Origin of the sequence: Candidatus Enterococcus ikei (genome assembly GCF_017316105.1) — a bacterium.
Lineage (GTDB): Bacteria > Bacillota > Bacilli > Lactobacillales > Enterococcaceae > Enterococcus_L > Enterococcus_L ikei.
Window position 1 is genome coordinate 39,425 of record NZ_JAFLWD010000015.1, and the last position, 16,617, is coordinate 56,041.

14 protein-coding genes are annotated in these 16,617 nt (G+C 36.8%); 4 read left to right on the forward strand and 10 right to left on the reverse strand.

Annotated elements, in window-relative coordinates; all coding sequences use genetic code 11:
* Positions 1 to 5: 5 nt before the first annotated feature.
* The 5 genes from amaP to JZO69_RS07075 form a co-directional block, all read right to left on the reverse strand.
* Complete coding sequence (amaP, locus tag JZO69_RS07055; RefSeq protein WP_207112189.1) at positions 6 to 569, reverse strand: alkaline shock response membrane anchor protein AmaP; 564 nt, start codon at positions 567 to 569, stop codon at positions 6 to 8.
* A gap of 185 nt (positions 570 to 754) precedes the next feature.
* Positions 755 to 1,936: an AI-2E family transporter gene (locus JZO69_RS07060; RefSeq protein WP_207112190.1), complete on the reverse strand. Its 1,182-nt coding sequence runs from the start codon at positions 1,934 to 1,936 to the stop codon at positions 755 to 757.
* A gap of 271 nt (positions 1,937 to 2,207) precedes the next feature.
* Positions 2,208 to 3,896, reverse strand: coding sequence for an RNase J family beta-CASP ribonuclease (locus JZO69_RS07065; protein ID WP_207112191.1), 1,689 nt, complete (start codon positions 3,894 to 3,896; stop codon positions 2,208 to 2,210).
* Between the two features lie 31 nt (positions 3,897 to 3,927).
* Entirely contained in the window at positions 3,928 to 4,800 is an 873-nt protein-coding gene (gene dapA, locus JZO69_RS07070) for a 4-hydroxy-tetrahydrodipicolinate synthase (protein WP_207112192.1), read from the reverse strand.
* 469 nt (positions 4,801 to 5,269) lie between these two features.
* Entirely contained in the window at positions 5,270 to 6,325 is a 1,056-nt protein-coding gene (locus JZO69_RS07075; protein WP_207112193.1) for an aspartate-semialdehyde dehydrogenase, read from the reverse strand.
* Positions 6,326 to 6,569: 244 nt separating this feature from the next.
* On the opposite strand from JZO69_RS07075, the gene JZO69_RS07080 reads away from it, so the two are divergent.
* Together JZO69_RS07080 and JZO69_RS07085 are read left to right on the forward strand one after the other, a co-directional pair.
* Positions 6,570 to 8,216 carry an alpha-keto acid decarboxylase family protein gene (locus JZO69_RS07080; protein WP_207112194.1) on the forward strand — a complete coding sequence of 549 codons (1,647 nt, stop codon included), beginning with the start codon at positions 6,570 to 6,572 and terminating at the stop codon, positions 8,214 to 8,216.
* 81 nt (positions 8,217 to 8,297) lie between these two features.
* The gene (locus JZO69_RS07085; RefSeq protein ID WP_010771832.1) at positions 8,298 to 8,756 is read left to right on the forward strand and encodes an S-ribosylhomocysteine lyase; all 459 of its coding nucleotides are present in this window, start codon (positions 8,298 to 8,300) and stop codon (positions 8,754 to 8,756) included.
* A 51-nt stretch (positions 8,757 to 8,807) separates the two neighbouring features.
* On the opposite strand, the gene JZO69_RS07090 is transcribed toward JZO69_RS07085, so the two are convergent.
* On the reverse strand, positions 8,808 to 9,626 hold the full coding sequence (locus tag JZO69_RS07090) for a ZIP family metal transporter (protein WP_207112284.1): 819 nt from the start codon (positions 9,624 to 9,626) through the stop codon (positions 8,808 to 8,810).
* Between the two features lie 160 nt (positions 9,627 to 9,786).
* On the opposite strand from JZO69_RS07090, the gene spxB reads away from it, so the two are divergent.
* The gene (spxB, locus tag JZO69_RS07095) at positions 9,787 to 11,514 is read left to right on the forward strand and encodes a pyruvate oxidase (RefSeq protein ID WP_207112195.1); all 1,728 of its coding nucleotides are present in this window, start codon (positions 9,787 to 9,789) and stop codon (positions 11,512 to 11,514) included.
* A gap of 73 nt (positions 11,515 to 11,587) precedes the next feature.
* Here spxB and JZO69_RS07100 read toward each other — a convergent pair whose 3' ends face one another.
* The 4 genes from JZO69_RS07100 to JZO69_RS07115 all read right to left on the reverse strand — a co-directional run bounded on the left by JZO69_RS07100 (position 11,588) and on the right by JZO69_RS07115 (position 16,027).
* Positions 11,588 to 13,603 (reverse strand): MucBP domain-containing protein, encoded by a 2,016-nt coding sequence (locus JZO69_RS07100; RefSeq protein ID WP_207112196.1) that lies wholly within the window; start codon positions 13,601 to 13,603, stop codon positions 11,588 to 11,590.
* Between the two features lie 411 nt (positions 13,604 to 14,014).
* On the reverse strand, positions 14,015 to 14,269 hold the full coding sequence (locus tag JZO69_RS07105) for a CsbD family protein (RefSeq protein WP_207112197.1): 255 nt from the start codon (positions 14,267 to 14,269) through the stop codon (positions 14,015 to 14,017).
* 89 nt (positions 14,270 to 14,358) lie between these two features.
* The gene (locus tag JZO69_RS07110) at positions 14,359 to 14,967 is read right to left on the reverse strand and encodes an alpha/beta hydrolase (RefSeq protein WP_207112198.1); all 609 of its coding nucleotides are present in this window, start codon (positions 14,965 to 14,967) and stop codon (positions 14,359 to 14,361) included.
* A 118-nt stretch (positions 14,968 to 15,085) separates the two neighbouring features.
* A complete protein-coding gene (locus JZO69_RS07115) occupies positions 15,086 to 16,027 on the reverse strand; it encodes a helix-turn-helix transcriptional regulator (RefSeq protein ID WP_207112199.1) in 942 nt (313 codons plus the stop codon).
* Between the two features lie 84 nt (positions 16,028 to 16,111).
* On the opposite strand from JZO69_RS07115, the gene JZO69_RS07120 reads away from it, so the two are divergent.
* Complete coding sequence (locus JZO69_RS07120; protein WP_207112200.1) at positions 16,112 to 16,555, forward strand: VOC family protein; 444 nt, start codon at positions 16,112 to 16,114, stop codon at positions 16,553 to 16,555.
* Positions 16,556 to 16,617: the final 62 nt, after the last annotated feature.

The window sequence follows — 16,617 nt, forward strand, 5'->3', positions numbered from 1 at the left end:
CCCTCCTAAATCACACGTGATTGTTTTTTGCTGAAACTTGAAGAATCTGTTGCTTCTATTTCTCTTAAATGAACGGTTACATGGCTATCCACTGATTCTAGAGCAGTGGCCAGGGCAAGTTGTATTTGCTCTTTGATTTCTTCTGCCATTGGTTGAAAACGTGCTTTACTGCGAACATCGATCCTTAGCTTGACAGCTACTTTTTCTTTTCCTTTGATTTTGACCGACATTTTGGTTTTATCCGGATGGACAACCTTGCTATATGCCTCTTTCACCACTTGTTCTACAGTAGTCTTAGGTATTTCGATTCGATTCTTACCTTCTTTCACAACCAAACGTCTTCTTCGTCCTGAAACTGAAAGAACAACAACCAAACTGAGCAACAATAGAGCACCCAGAACAAGTAAAATCCCTTTAAAGAACTCAAATAACCAAGGATAGTTATAAAGCCAGCCGTCAACTTCATAAGACAGCCAAGGAATGTCGATCAATTGACTAAGCAAACCTAAAGTCCCGACAAACAATAGGAGTATGATTAGTGCAAAAATAATTTTTAACAACCGTTTCATATACTTCCCTCCTTTGAGACTAGTTGTTTTGATGCTAATTAAATTGTAACGCCTTAAAAAAAGTATTACAAAAGATACGAATTGTCTTTTTTCATATAAAAATACTTTTTATGAGAAAAATCAAAAAAAAGATCCTCTAAACTTCAGCTATTGACTTGCTAAAGCTTAGAAGATCCATTATTTTTTTACTCGTCTAAATACTCTTCTTTAGAAAATTCAGTATCTTCATATTCACCGCTATCTCCGTAAAATTGATTGTAACGTTGCTTAAACTTACGGAAAATATAGGTAACTAAAACTTTTGCGATCGCATAAATTGGAATCCCAAAAATCAAACCAAACATGCCTAAAAGATCTCCCATGACCAACAATACGATGATGATTGTCAAGGGATGAACAACTAAGCGTTTCCCCATTACTTGCGGTGCGATCAAATGACCATTCAACATTTGCACGATCATCCAGACAATCGTCATTTTGATAAACATTCCAAAAGAAACCATCAATGCAACGATCGCAGCCGGAATAAATGCAATCACAGGCCCAATATAGGGAATAACCGCTGTAACACCAACAATGATTGATAACGTCCCTGAATAAGGCATTTTAACCAGCCAAAAACCAATAAAGGTTAAAATACCAATCGCAATCGACACTAAAATTTGACCTTTAAGATAGGCACCAACCTGACTGCTCATTGTTGCACCTATTTCTTTTGCATCGCTTCTAAAACGAGGAGGTATGATCTTTAGAACAAAGGTAAAAAACTTTTGATCATCTTTTAACAGGAAAAACGTAATAATCGGTGCTGTTACCATTACTAATGCAAATCCTGTTAAAGTAGAAAATACTGTAGAGGCTCCTTCGACTGCTTTGCTGAAATAGCTGCCGATTCTGTCAGATACACTATCAAACCATCTTTGAATACCATCCAACGCATTTGCTAAAGGTTTCTCTAAAGCAGAATTATGGAAAAACTCTGTCACCATTTTGTTTAAATCATTCATATACTGCGGAAAACTCTTGACCAATCCATCTACTTGCTTTTGTAGAATCGGAACAACTAATATGATTCCAATAACAATCAATGCGATCACTACAATAAAAATAGCAGAAACACCATATACCCGTTTAATCTTATGTTTTTCTAACCAGTTGACCACCGGATTGAATAAATAATATAAAATCAGTGCTAAAATCGTAGGTCCAATGATCGTTTTAAAAACAACCCCGATCGGGCCAAAAATAAAGCCCACTTGATGAAAAACAAAAATCACTGCTCCTAGCAACAATAATGCGACAAGCGTGAATAATAAATTTTTCCCCCCGAGAAATTTGATCCAGCGTGTTTCTTGTTTCTTTTCCACCGTTTTCCCTCCTTATTATAAATACTGAAAGGCTAGCTTTTACAGCTAGATAATTTCACTATTTCATTGTAACGAAAAAATCTATATCTGTAAAAAAATAGTCACTTTTTTTCTTGATTCAAATGAAAAAAGAATGGGACAAAACTAAACGTTTAGTCTTGTCCCATTCCCCAAAAACTAGATAAGGCTTTACTGTCTACTTAGCTTTTAGATTCCATCTATCTTAGCGAAAGAATTAAATCATTAAGCTACGTTTTTACAGTCTCTTTTCTTAATTCGCGGCTTTCCGTCCTTTGCGTTGTGTTGCTTCCATAATGACAGGAAGAATCACTGGACGTCGTTTTGTTTGTTCAAACAGATAACGACTTAATTGTTCACGAATATCTTGTTTTAGCTTGCTCCACTCAAAATCGCTGCTCTCAAGATGTTTTTCAACAATCTCCGTCACGATATTGCTACTTTCTTTCATCAAGTCTTTGCTTGTTTTCACATAAACAAAACCTCTTGATGTGATTTTAGCTGGTGAAACAATTCGTTTTTCGCGGCGGTTGATTGTAACAACTGCTACGAAAATACCATCTTCAGACAAAATTCTACGATCACGAAGTACGATATTACCAATATCGCCAACACCAATACCATCAATCATGATATTATCAGCAGTTGTACTGCCCGCAACCGTCATTTTCTGTTTGCTGTACTCAAGGATATCGCCTCGACCAGTAATGAAAATATTTTTATAAGGTATTCCTAGTTCATGAGCTAAGTCGGCATGTGCTGCTAATTGACGATACTCACCTTGAACAGGGATAAAATATTTTGGTTTGATTAAGTTTAACATCAACTGTAAGTCATTTGGATTGGCATGACCTGAAACGCGCATATTATCAGAAATTTGTTTTACCACACCACCGGCACGGTAAACGATATCTTCTGTTTTTGCTACAGCTGTTTCCATTGCGGTTGTTGGCGTTGTTGTAATATACACCAAATCACCTTCTTGGATTTTAACGACACGATGTGAGCCGTTTGCCATTTTTTGCAATGATTTGATTGGTTCCCCCATTGCTCCTGTTTCTAAAATCACTAATTGATCTGCTTGATATTTTTTCATATCTTTCACTTGAATGATCAAATCTTCGCTTGGTAATTTCAGTTTATCCAGCTTGATTGCTGTATTAATGATTCGTTGGAAATCTTGACCTGTTAAAACAATCTTGCGATTAGAACGGTGGGCAGCATCTAATACTTGTTGGACACGTTGTAAATTACTTGCCACACAAGCAACAATGATTCTACCTTCCCAATAACGGATCGTATCGAATACTTCATCCGCAATCTGAAGCTCAGAAACAACTTGAGCAGGATTTTCTGCATTTGAAGAATCGCTCAATAAAGCTAAAACTTTTTCTCTTCCAATCTCTGCTAAACGACCGAAATCTGTCTGATACATAGGAATTGCGCTTTGATCAAACTTAAAATCACCCGTGTAAACAATGTTGCCTTCTTTGGTTTTTAAATTGATTCCGATTGAATCTGGAATCGTGTGGGTTGTTCGGAAAAAACTAACTGTAGCATGTGCAAAATCGATTTCTGTATGAGCATCTACTACATGAAAATCATTGAAATCTTTAGAATCTGCATGATCTCCTACAATTAATTTTGCTAACTCTACGGTTAATTCCGTACCGAATACTGGTACATGAACTTTAGATAAAAGATAAGGTAACGCCCCAATCGCATCTGCATGACCATGTGTTAAGAAAATTCCTGCAACACGGTCAATATTTTCCTCCAAATACGTAAAATCGGGAATCACTACATCAATTCCTAGTAGTTCATTTTCTGGATATTTCAATCCACAATCCAGTACAAAAATTTCATCTTCCACTTCTGCGATGTACATATTTTTACCATTTTCACGAACGCCGCCTAAGGGAACGATTTTTATTGTACTCACTAAATTCACCTCTCTATATTCTCATACCGAATTACAAATCCAGTATGCTTAAAATTTTCGCCTTTTCTTCAGAAGTACATGATACAAGAGGTAAACGTAAATCACCGACGGAAATACCCATGTGATTTAGTGCAGCTTTCACAGGTGCTGGAGAAGGTACTGAAAACAACGCATTGATCTTAGGCAATAATTGCCGTTGAATACTTGCTGCTTTTTTGATTTCTCCTTGATCAAGTGCTTGGAACATATCATACATCTCTGTTCCATATACATGACTGGCAACTGACATAACCCCTTGTCCTCCTATTGCTTTAACTGAAAATGCTAAAGGATCTTCTCCAGTATACACTAAAAAGTCTTTTGGCGCCTTTTCTACCAACTCAGTCAACGCATCTAAACCAAAACATTCTTTGACTGCAATGATATTATCCAATTCAGCTAAGCGTAAAGTTGTTGCTACATCAAGGCTTGCCACGGTTCTTCCAGGCACATTATACAAAATGATCGGTAAATCACTCGCCTCAGCAATTGCCTTAAAATGCTGGTATAAACCTTCTTGACTTGGCTTGTTGTAATAAGGGACAACTGCTAAGCCTGCATCAATGCCTCTGATTGCAGAAATTTCCTGTACAAATTCAACGGAGTCACGCGTATCGTTGGTTCCCACACCACAGATAATTGGTACTCGTCCATCAACCAAACGAATTACTTCATTAAATAATTCGATTTCTTCATCATGAGTTAATGTTGGCGATTCCCCTGTTGTTCCCGCTAAAATAATTCCTTCTGTGTGATTATCAAGTAAATGTTTCACTAATTGAGGCAGCTTAGCAAAATCAATTGCGCCACTTTCATCAAAAGGTGTGACCATTGCTGTGATTATCGTTGCATTTTTTAAATTCATACTTACTACCTCCTAAAATTAAAAGCACAGCGGGCTCGTTTAGCTCTAACAGGAAAATAGGAAAATATGGCTGTGGTGCTTTTTGCCTCATTCATATTTTATCTTTTTTCCGAGAAACTAGCCCGCGAAGCTAGATAACATTAAAAGCTGAAAGAGCTCGGTCAGCCTCGACTGGAAAATAGGAAATAATGACTGAGATGCTTTTTGTCTCATTCATTATTTATCTTTTTCCCGAGAGGCTAGCTCTTGAAGCTAGATAATACTAAAAGCTGAAAGAGCTCGTCCAGTCTCGACTGGAAAATAGGAAATAATGGCTGAGATGCTTTTTGTCTCATTCATTATTTATCTTTTTCCCGAGAGACTAGCTCTTGAAGCTAGATAACATTAAAAACTGAAAGAGCTCGGTCAGCTTCGACTGGAAAACAGAACTAAGGATTTCTCCATCATTCATACTTATTCCAGAAACTATTTAAACCCTCACCAAGTCCATCTCATGCAGTGTTTCTGCAATTTGAACGGAATTCCAAGCAGCGCCTTTTAATAAATTATCAGAAACGACCCACATATGATAGCCTTTATCAATATCAATATCTTGACGGATTCTACCTACAAATGTTTCCTTGCGATTGATACTCGTTAACGCTTGCGGATAAATCTGCTGGCTTGGCTCATCTTGTAAAACTGCACCTGGAGCTTTTGCAATCAACTCTTTGATCTTATTAACGTCAGAACCATCTTCTTTGACTTCGATATAAATTGATTCAGAGTGACCAGACAATACAGGAATACGAACACACGTCGCAACGACTTTGATACTGTCATCTCCCATGATTTTCTTGGTTTCATTAATCATTTTCCATTCTTCATACGTATAATCAGCCTCTGCAAAGACATCGATCTGAGGCAACGCGTTGAATGCGATTGGATAATGCTTTTTATCCCCACCAGATGGCAAAATATTAGCTTCTAATTGATCAGCAGGCGTGCCATTGATATACGCCAATGCTTGTGATTTCAGCTCTTCCATGGCATTGATTCCTGCTCCGCTTACCGCTTGATAGGTTGATACAATCAAGCGATCCAACCCATAAGCTTGACGGATTGGTTCAAGTGCCACCATCATTTGAATGGTCGAACAATTTGGGTTTGCTATGATTCCTTTGTGTTGTTTTAGCGCATCTGGATTCACTTCTGGCACAACTAACGGCACATCTGGATCCATTCGGTAATGACTCGTATTATCAACAACGACTGCCCCACGTTTAACAGCTTCTGGAGCAAATTGTTTAGAAATACTTCCCCCCGCACTAAACAAAGCAATATCTACATCCGTAAAAGATTCAGGAACTAACTCTTCGATTACAAGGGTTTCCCCTTTAAACGTTACTTCTTTTCCCGCTGAACGTTTTGAAGCTAAAAGTTTTACCTGATTCATTGGTAATGATGTCTCTTCCAACATTTCGATCATTTTTGTGCCAACAGCACCAGTTGCGCCTACCACGGCAACATTATACTTTTTTTTCATACTTATTGATCTCCTCTCAAATTCCTGAAGAAAGTTGCTTTTTCTATTTTACCATAACATTGACTTTTACTACATAGGAAGTAAAATGATTTTTCCTTTAATTTTGTCAAAAAAATAAGAAATTTATGAATCATAACATTTCAAATCATTTTTTAATGGCGTTCTTAAGATCCGTGCAACTTAGTCGACTAATTTTTTTTTCAGATTTATACTGACTTAGCACACATTTTGAGAGGATGATTAGATGTATACTGTAGCGGATTATTTATTAGACCGTTTAAAAGAATTGGGAATCGATGATATATTTGGCGTTCCTGGAGATTATAATTTAAAATTTCTAGATCATATTACTGGTAGAGAAGATTTGAACTGGATTGGAAATGCCAACGAATTAAACGCAGCATACATGGCTGATGGCTATGCCCGCACGAAAGGTATCTCTGCTTTTGTTACAACATTTGGTGTCGGCGAATTAAGTGCTGTCAATGGTTTAGCCGGAAGTTATGCTGAAAATGTGCCTGTTATTGAAATTGTTGGTTCGCCAACAACGACTGTTCAAAATAATAATAAGCTGGTCCATCATACACTAGGCGACGGGGACTTTCTACGCTTTGAGAAAATGCATGAAGAAGTAACCGCTGGAATCGCTCATTTAACTGCTCAAAATGCTTTAACTGAAATTGACCGTGTCCTTACTTGCGCATTGATCAAAAGACGTCCCGTGTATATTAATTTACCTATTGATATTGCAGAAATCGAAGCAACACGTCCGATAAGCCCTTTGGATCAAGCTTCTACAAAACTAACAGATGTGGAATCAGTTATTTTAGACAAAGTTGAAAAAGAGTTATATCAAGCAAAAAATCCAGTCGTCATTGCTGGTCATGAGATTTTAAGCTACCATATAGAACAGCAATTAGAGGAGTTTATCCAAAAATTTAATCTTCCTATCACCACCTTACCACTTGGAAAAGGCGCATTTAATGAAGAAGATGCCCATTATATAGGAACTTACTCAGGTTCACCTACTGAGGAACCACTAAAAAGTCGTGTCGATACAGCTGATTTAGTTTTACTATTAGGTGCAAAATTGACAGATTCCGCAACATCTGGCTTTAGTTTTGGCTTTACAGATAAACAGATCATTTCGATTGGCAGTACGGAAGTCCAATTTTATGGAGAGCAGTACGAAGCAATTCAGTTAGATCGTTTTGTTTCTGCGCTAGCAACTCTATCTTGCTCTAGGTACACAGGTGAAATTCTTCCTGTAAAACGTATCTCAAATCTCGAAATCAAAAATGAAAAGCTCACACAAAAACAGTTTTGGAAAATGGTCGAAACATTTCTTATCCCTGGTGATACTGTTGTTGGCGAACAAGGAACATCTTTCTTTGGTTTGACAAATGTGGCATTAAAGAGAAATATGCATTTTATCGGGCAACCTTTATGGGGATCGATTGGCTATACATTTCCTTCCGTCTTAGGTAGCCAAATTGCCAATAAAGATAGTCGTCACCTTTTATTTATTGGCGATGGTTCTTTGCAATTGACTATTCAAGAATTAGGAACTGCTTTGAGAGAACAATTGACACCTATCGTTTTTGTGATCAATAATAATGGTTATACTGTTGAACGGGAAATTCATGGTGCCACTGAGCAATACAACGATATTCCTATGTGGGATTATCAAAATTTACCGCTAGTATTCGGAGGCAATAGTCAAAATACAGCAACCTATAAAGCCACAACAGAAGTCGAACTTGATGAAGCGATGAAAGCAGCCAGAAAAGACACTACACGATTACAATGGATCGAAGTTGTGATGGATCAAGAAGATGCACCTGAATTATTGAAGAAATTAGCAAAGAATTTTGCAAAACAAAATTCGTGATGACATCTTAATCTATTGACTTTTAAATGTGTTTTGTTATAGTTAAAAACGACATTTACTTAATTTGAAGGAGTGAATAAGATGGCACGTGTTGAAAGTTTTGAATTAGATCACAATACAGTTAAAGCCCCTTATGTTCGTTTAGCGGGTACTGAAAAAAATGGTGAAGCCTTGATTGAAAAATACGATCTACGTTTCTTACAACCAAATGAAGATGAATTACCAACAGCTGCGGTTCATACATTAGAACATTTATTAGCAGTGAACTTACGCGATCATTTGGAAGGAATCATCGATATTTCTCCTATGGGTTGCCGTACTGGCTTTTACATGATCATGTGGAATGAACATTCTCCAAAAGAAATTCGTGATGCTTTAGTGAAAGTCTTGAACTTTATTGCTGAAACTGATTTTGTTCCTGCTGTTTCTGCTAAAGAATGTGGAAATTATAAAGATCATTCTTTATTTTCTGCGCAAGAATATGCGAAGATCGTCTTAGAAAAAGGAATCAGTTTAGATCCTTTTGAACGAGTTTTATAAAAAAAACAAAAAGGACCAAGCCTGTGCTATACAGACTTGGTCCTTTTTTATCTATCCTAAAGCTACGTCTAGAATCATCATAATAATAAAGCCTAACATCACACCGAATACAGCAAAATGACGTTTGCTGGTAACAGTTTGCTGTGCCTCTGGAATCAATTCTTCCACAACGACATAAATCATCGCCCCAGCTGCAAAAGCCAACGCATATGGCAACAGCAATGTCACTTTCGTTACTAAAACTGCCCCAATGATTCCCGCAATAGGTTCAACGATTCCCGAAGCCTGTCCATAAAGAAAAGCTTTCTTTCGACTTAAATTTTCTTGCCTCAATGGAATTGAAACAGCTGCGCCTTCAGGAAAGTTTTGAATACCGATTCCTAAAGCAACAGAAATTGCAGCTAATACTGCTTTTTGCGGATCATCTGCCGAATTTGCTGCACCAAACGCCACGCCTACTGCCAAACCTTCTGGGATATTGTGCAACGTAATAGAGAAAACCAACAAAATTGTCCGCTTTAAATGACTTGGCAAGCCTTCTTTTTCATGATTTGGTCCAAAATGCATGTGTGGCAACGTCTTATCTGCAACATACAAGAATAACCCGCCCAAACCAAAGCCAAAACTAACAACAAGCCAAGCAATGCTGCCATTTTCTTCTGCCTGTTTGATTGCAGGATCTAGTAAAGACCAAAAACTTGCAGCAATCATCACACCAGATGCGAAGCCGAGCATCATATTTAGAATATCTTTTTTTATTTCCTTGAAAAAGAAAACCAAGCCAGCCCCCAATGCTGTCATAAAATAAGTGAAACCTGTCCCTACCAAAGCTTGCTGCCAAGCTTCTAAAGATAACAGCCAATTAGTGATTACAAACACCCCATCTTTCCAAAATACTTTTCATAGCTTAACTTTATCATATCGATGATTTTATGACTACGGCTAAAGTAGAAAATGCTTTCAGTTGGTACAAAAATTTAGAAAGAGTATACTTGATATAGAAGCAAATTATAGAAATGGAGTGAGCAAAATGACCGAAACAATCAATGCTGCTGTCGCGATGATCAAAGTTTTAGAAAGTTGGGACATCGACCATATTTACGGAATTCCCGGCGGATCTTTCAACTCCACCATGGACGCCTTATACAAAGAAAGAGAAAAAATCAACTATATTCAAGTTCGCCATGAGGAAGTCGGTGCTTTGGCTGCTGCCGCTGATGCTAAATTGACTGGTAAAATCGGGGTGGCTTTTGGTTCAGCAGGTCCTGGTGCTACTCATTTAATCAATGGATTATATGATGCCCAAATGGATCATGTTCCCGTTTTGGCTTTATTAGGTCAAGTTGCTACAAGCTCTATGAATTACAATTCCTTCCAGGAATTAAATGAAAATCCAATGTTCGCTGATGTTAGTGTTTATAACCGAACTGTCATGACCCCTGAAAGCCTCCCTCACGTCGTAGATGAAGCAATCAAAGCTGCCTATAAAAATAAAGGCGTTGCGGTCGTGACAATCCCTGTTGATTTCGGTACAAAAGAAATTCCAAATCAAGCTATTTCAACTGCTAAAAATCATCGAACAGGTGTACTCTTGCCTCATTATGAAGACTTAAAAAAAGCCGTCTCTTTAATCGAAACAGCAACCAGACCAGTTCTTTACATCGGACAAGGAACTCGTAACGGCTGGTCTGAAATCAAAACATTTTCGGAACATTTTTCAATGCCTGTTGTTTCAGCTGTTTTAGGAAAAGGAATCGTTCCAGATGCTTATGAAAACTTCCTTGGTTTTGCCGCTCGTGTCGCAACTAAGCCTGCCAATGAAGCCTTAGCGGAAACTGATTTGATCGTATTTGCCGGTAGTGATTTCCCTTTTGCTGCTTATTTCTTTAATCCGGATGCTAAGTTTATTCAAATCGACATTGATTCGACAAAATTGGGACGACGACATAAAACAGATGTTGCGATTTTAGGAGATGCTAGAGAAGCCTTAAAACGAATGGTTGAATTAGGTGAGGCACGCCCAGAAGATCGCTGGCTAAAAGCCAATCAAAAAAACAAAGAAAACTGGGTTGCTTGGTTAAGAAGCTTCGATCATAAAGCGGACACACCACTTCGCGTAGAACCTGTTTTCAAAGAAATCCGTAGAATAGCGGATAAGGAAGCAATTTTTGTAACAGATGTTGGTAATACAACGATTCATGCTATTCGACTTTTGGATATGAATGGCAAACAAAAATTTACAACTTCTGGCTGGTTTGCTACGATGGGAAATGGTGTACCTGGAGGCATTGCGGCTCAACTTAGTTATCCTGACCGGCAAGTGTTTACCTTAAGCGGTGATGGAGCCTTTGCTATGGTTATGCAAGATATCATCACTCAAGTAAAATACAAACTACCCATTATCAACGTTGTGTTTTCAAATGATTCTTTTGGTTTTATTGAAGCAGAACAAGAGGATAGTGAACAAAAGAAATTTGGGGTCTACTTAGAAGGAGCGGATTTTGGTAAAGTTGGCGAAGCGCTTGGCGCTCAAGGGTTTACCATTACAGAATATAGCCAATTAGAGCCAGCTTTTGAAGCTGCTAGGAAAAGTACACGCCCAGTTGTGATCGATGTAAAAATTCGGAATACTCGCCCCTTACCTGTTGAAGAATTAGTTTTAGATCCTGAAAAATTCAGTGAAGATGAAATCAATGCCTTTAAAGAAAAATATGACGTTCATGATATGCCTGTGTTAAAGCAACTGCTAAAAAGATAAAATAATTAAAAAGCACCCACTTCTAAAAATTTTGAAGTGGGTGCTTTTTAACTGTTTTCATTTTGCCTCTATTTTATTCTGCTTTACGTCTGTGAAGATATTTCCCTAAAAATGCGACTAACAAACTTAGCAAACCAATATTTACTACATTAGTATTATCAGTTTCTCCTGTATTTGGCAGTTTAGGTTTAGTTTGTGTAGTAGTCGTTGTTGTATTACCTACAGAATCAGGTTTGCTTGGTTTGTTTGTAACTGAACCTGTATCCGATGTTTTTGTTGGTAATGGCGTTACTTTTCCGGCACTTGAATCTGAGGTAACACCAGTTAAAGGATCCAGAGTGACAGCTGTTATCTTGTCATTTTTTTTCAATTCAACGCCTTCTGGAACAGCCGCTGTCCACTTGCCATCTTTATCTACATCAACAGTAACTTCAGCCCCATTTGGAAATGTAACTACAACTTTAGAATCGGGCATTCCTGTTCCAGTGACTTCTTTTGAACCTTCTACTGTATCATCCACTGTTGGTGCTTCGATTTTTTTGTATACATAGGTTACCTCTGTTGGATCGACAGTATGTTTTCCTGAAGCGTTGGTTGGTACTGCTGTCAGAATATAACCTGGAATTGGTTTGGGCGCAGTATTGTAGGGATCATCATACAAGCCGTTGATTAAATCACTCTCTGCTAATGGCTTGCCTTGTTCGTCCACGTAATTGACTGTTACTTTTGTCGCTTTCTTTTTATAAACATATTGCACGGTTTGATCTTTATCTGTATGTTTGCCAGTTGCATTTGTTGGAACTTCGACTAATTCATAGCCTGGAATTTCTTTAGCCTCTGATGTATAGTCAGCATCATATTCTCCGTTTACTACATCACTTGGTACTAGCGGCTTGCCTTGCTCATCTACGTATTCTATATTAATAGTTGTTTTGATTTTTTTGTAATAGTATTTTACAGTTTGATCGTTTTTTTCATAGGTTCCATTTTGATTCGTCGGCATTTTTTCTACCACAAGTTCATAACCGGGAATCTCGATTGGTGTTGTTTCATATCCTGAACCTAGTTTACCACTCTTATTCTCCGTTGTATGAGTTGTAACTATATTGCCAGCTTCATCTAATAAAATATGTTCTACATCAACTTTTCCAGCGGTGATTTTAAATGCACCAGAAGTTGTATCGGTAATATCTGCAGCTTCATAACCTGCCGGTACCTCTTCGGTCACTGTATTAGTGATTGTGTACTCACCAGCATCTAGTCCATCAATATCTGCTTGATTAGGTTGCGTATCGGTACCACTTAACACTACATTTCCCTTGGCATCTCTAATCTCCCAAGTGAAGTGATATTCCCCATAAGTATCTTTTTCGTCTCTTCCAACTGCAATAGATGATGGATTTTCAACAACAGTACCTGGGGTATTGATGATCCCACCAACATTCACCGACGAGGCAGTTCTTTGTACATTATTATAAAACTCACCAGTATCGATCCTACCACGTTGGTTGAATCCAGTCATATCAATAATATAAATTCCTTCTTCTGTATAAGTGCTTAGATCTACAACGTTGTTATTTGGTACATTTACTATTAGTGAATCACCGTAGGAAATATCATATTCATAGCTGACATTGTATTCATCAAAGCGAACAAAAGATAAACTTGTTACATTCGTACAATAATAATTTTGTTGTTGTTCTACTTGCAAACCATCTATTGTCATAATAAAATCGCTTGTTCTTCTTGGTGTAATGTTCATTTCTTGTTCAGCTAGGGTTACTGTTTTCTCTTCATCTGCAGCTTTTTGTATTTGATCAGAGGGTACAGTTACACTTGTATTTTCTTTTTTTACAGATTCAGGAGCTGTAGCTTCTATATCTGTTTTGTTTTGGTTTGAGGAAAGCTTTTCTGAATCTATCAGGCTTTCATTCGCTTTTTCCTGCTCTAAAGACATTGTTTTTTCTTCGGTAGTTGTCTGATTCCCTACCTCAACGGCTTCTGCTGGAATCGATGCATTTATAGCACCATACGGGATTGTTCCTAAAACAATTGTTGAAATTAATAGTGTGTGTGTCCACTTTTTCATGTTTACCCTTCCTTTTTATTAAATTTGGATATATATAATTTTTCAATAATAATTATATCGCATTTACAGATAATATTTTCTCTCTTTTTTAGACATATACTTAAAAAAAAGAAAATTATATTTCGTTTAACAATATAATTATAAATTTTTGTGCTATTAAAAAAATAGAAACAGTTACATGAAACGGCTTATAGCAAGCATCTAACGAATTATTATTTATTTAAAAATAAAATAATAATTCTATTCAAATCGAGATAAATAATATTGTTTTTGGGGATAAAAAAATAATGAATGAGGGAAAACTCAGCTGAGTTTTCCCTCATTCATTTAAAATCGAAACAGATAACTTGACAGAAATAAATTTCTAGTTTATAAAATGTTATTCTGTTACATTTACTATTTTAAAATTTGTTACTTATCATCATGTTTATGGAATTTTTCTTTGATATCTTCGAAGCCTTCTTTAATTTTATCGCCTAATTTTTCAGCGCCATCTTTGATATCGTCACCGGCATCACGAGCTTTTTCTTTTGCATCGCCAAAAGCTGATTGTGCTTTGCCTTCAAATTCTTTACCTTTATCATCTGTTACTTTACCTTGAACTTCTTTAGCTGTTCCTTCAACTTTGTCTTTTGCATCATTTACGCGTCCATTTAAATCTGCCATGTGAAAATCCCTCCTAGTTAATTTATATTACATAACTAGCATAGCACCATTTTAAACTTGCTACAAATGATTCGCTTTGTTTTTTATAGTTAAAGTGTTTGGCGTTCATTCAGCCATTTTTTAGCCTGTTTGATTTCATCCATGGTTATTTGATGCCCTGAATCGGTGGCTGTAATAGTAACGGCTACTTGGCGGTTTTTCAATTGTTGGATCAGCTGATCGGAAGCTTCTTTAGAAACAATCGGATCATTTTCACTCACTGATAACCAAATATTTTTAGTAGAAATCGGAAATTCTTGTGTATCCACACCCAAAGACATCGGATGAAATAAAATGGCTTGTTTAATAGTAAAATGACGTTCTAATAAAATATGTGCTGCGATATTAGCACCATTTGAATAACCAACAATGACCCATTCTTCTAATGCTATGCCCTTTTCTTCACTAACGGAAGTGATCATCTGAACAAGTCGGTCACTTTCTGCTTCCAAACTCTCTAAGTCAAACTGATTCAACCCATTCCGTTTAAAAAAACGATTCATTCCCGATTCTTGAACCGTTCCGCGAAAAGACAATATTGTCGCTTCTTCATCTAAGTAACGAGCAATCTCCAATAATGATGTTTCATCGCCGCCAGTTCCGTGAAGTAACAGTAACTTTTTCCCGTGTAAATTACCTTTTTCAAATATGTACTGCATTTTTAGGTCATCCTTTCATCTTTTCTTTAGATCAATCTGTTTATCACAACAAACTTACTTTTAGTAAGTTCCAACTCATTTTAACATGTTTGCTTTTATTTGTCATATTCGTACAACGTTATAGCTGCTTCCAATAATCAGCGATAGCATTAGCTCTTGCTGAAACACTTTTTTGTAAGCAAGCTGGTTCGATCCGTAAAATCGATTGACCGAATCGAAGCAAGTAGTCTGTGATAAATTCTGTCTCTGTTTCGTGGTATTGACCTGTAATGAGATAATGTTCTTGGTTGGCTGTGATTTTCATGGATGGATAATTTTCCTTTGAAAAAATATCTCTACCTTTTTCATCAACCTCAATTGAAAAGGATAGCAATTGTTCCTTTTCATAGAACATTTTAGTTTCTTCTAATAGTATTTCTAAGGGGATAGCGTCGAAAGATTTTATTTCATCAAGTGATTGAATTTTGTCACAGCGAATGACACGTATTTTCTTGGTTTCTAAATTCCATATTCTAGCATACCATTGGCCGAATTTAGACGAGAGCTGTGCAAATTGAACGGTCATCGACACTTCTTCGTGATTTTTTAGATAACGTATAGCAAAAACTGTTTCACGAAGGATTCCTTGAACGATTTCTTTTAAATGTAAGCTAGTGTTGCTATGATTGACTTGTTCAAGAGTGATGATTTTGCTCATTAAGGAAAGTTCTTGCCGCAGTTTTTCCGGAAGTACTTGATTGTATTTTAATTCAAGGGTACTGCTTTCTATATTAAAAGGCGTAGATTGGTAGCCTTTTAGCGTTAGTAAGGCAAAATATAGGGCGTAAATTTCACCTTGTGTAAATAAGCCTGGTGCAATAATCTGAGTATCCAACAATTGATATTTACCATATCTGCCAAGCTCTGAATAAATTGGTAAGCCTATTTCTTCAAGTGATTGCACATCCCGCAATGCAGTACTTTTTGATACACGATAACGTTCCATTAATTCTTTTAAATTAAAACTATTTTTATCCGCTAAAAAAAGAATCATATCATTGATGCGCTCTGCTTTTTTCATACGTCCTCCTAAAAGTATCATGATTTGACACCTTTAAGCAGTATACTAAATGTGTAAAGAAAATAAAAGAAATGAGGAATATATATGTCTTTAGAAATTGCTGTATTTTTATCAATGAATGGACGTGCTGGGGAAGCTTTAGCCTTTTATAAAAAGCATTTAGGTGCTGAAGAATTACTCGTTGTGACTTATGAAGAGATGGCAAAAAGGGATTCAAGTTTCCATTTGACCGAGGAGAATAAACAGTTTATCGCTCATTCTGTTTTACAAGTAGGCAAAACAAAGATAATGATTGCAGAAGATTCAATGACTCCTACAGAAAGTTTTGCAATGGGGAATAATTTTTCCTTATGTATTCAAAGTGCAGATTTAGCTGAAATTCAAACGTTTTATTCTAATCTAACAACTGATGAACGTGTGAAAACCATTGTACCGCTCAACCAAAATAGTTTCAGTGGTGCATATGGTATTGTGGAAGATCCTTTTGGCATCCAAATCCAGTTGATGCATGATGAACGTTTACAATAGATCATAGCCAAGACCGAGACAAAAGCGTTTATTCGAATTTAGAGCGCTAAACAAAACTGATT

Coding starts and splice junctions, on each gene's coding strand:
- JZO69_RS07120 (WP_207112200.1), top strand. CDS start 16,112: ATGTCTTTAGAAATTGCTGTATTTTTATCAATGAATGGACGTGCTGGG.
- JZO69_RS07075 (WP_207112193.1), bottom strand. CDS start 6,325: ATGAAAAAAAAGTATAATGTTGCCGTGGTAGGCGCAACTGGTGCTGTT.
- JZO69_RS07115 (WP_207112199.1), bottom strand. CDS start 16,027: ATGAAAAAAGCAGAGCGCATCAATGATATGATTCTTTTTTTAGCGGAT.
- JZO69_RS07085 (WP_010771832.1), top strand. CDS start 8,298: ATGGCACGTGTTGAAAGTTTTGAATTAGATCACAATACAGTTAAAGCC.
- JZO69_RS07080 (WP_207112194.1), top strand. CDS start 6,570: ATGTATACTGTAGCGGATTATTTATTAGACCGTTTAAAAGAATTGGGA.
- JZO69_RS07105 (WP_207112197.1), bottom strand. CDS start 14,269: ATGGCAGATTTAAATGGACGCGTAAATGATGCAAAAGACAAAGTTGAA.
- dapA (WP_207112192.1), bottom strand. CDS start 4,800: ATGAATTTAAAAAATGCAACGATAATCACAGCAATGGTCACACCTTTT.
- JZO69_RS07100 (WP_207112196.1), bottom strand. CDS start 13,603: ATGAAAAAGTGGACACACACACTATTAATTTCAACAATTGTTTTAGGA.
- spxB (WP_207112195.1), top strand. CDS start 9,787: ATGACCGAAACAATCAATGCTGCTGTCGCGATGATCAAAGTTTTAGAA.
- amaP (WP_207112189.1), bottom strand. CDS start 569: ATGAAACGGTTGTTAAAAATTATTTTTGCACTAATCATACTCCTATTG.
- JZO69_RS07110 (WP_207112198.1), bottom strand. CDS start 14,967: ATGCAGTACATATTTGAAAAAGGTAATTTACACGGGAAAAAGTTACTG.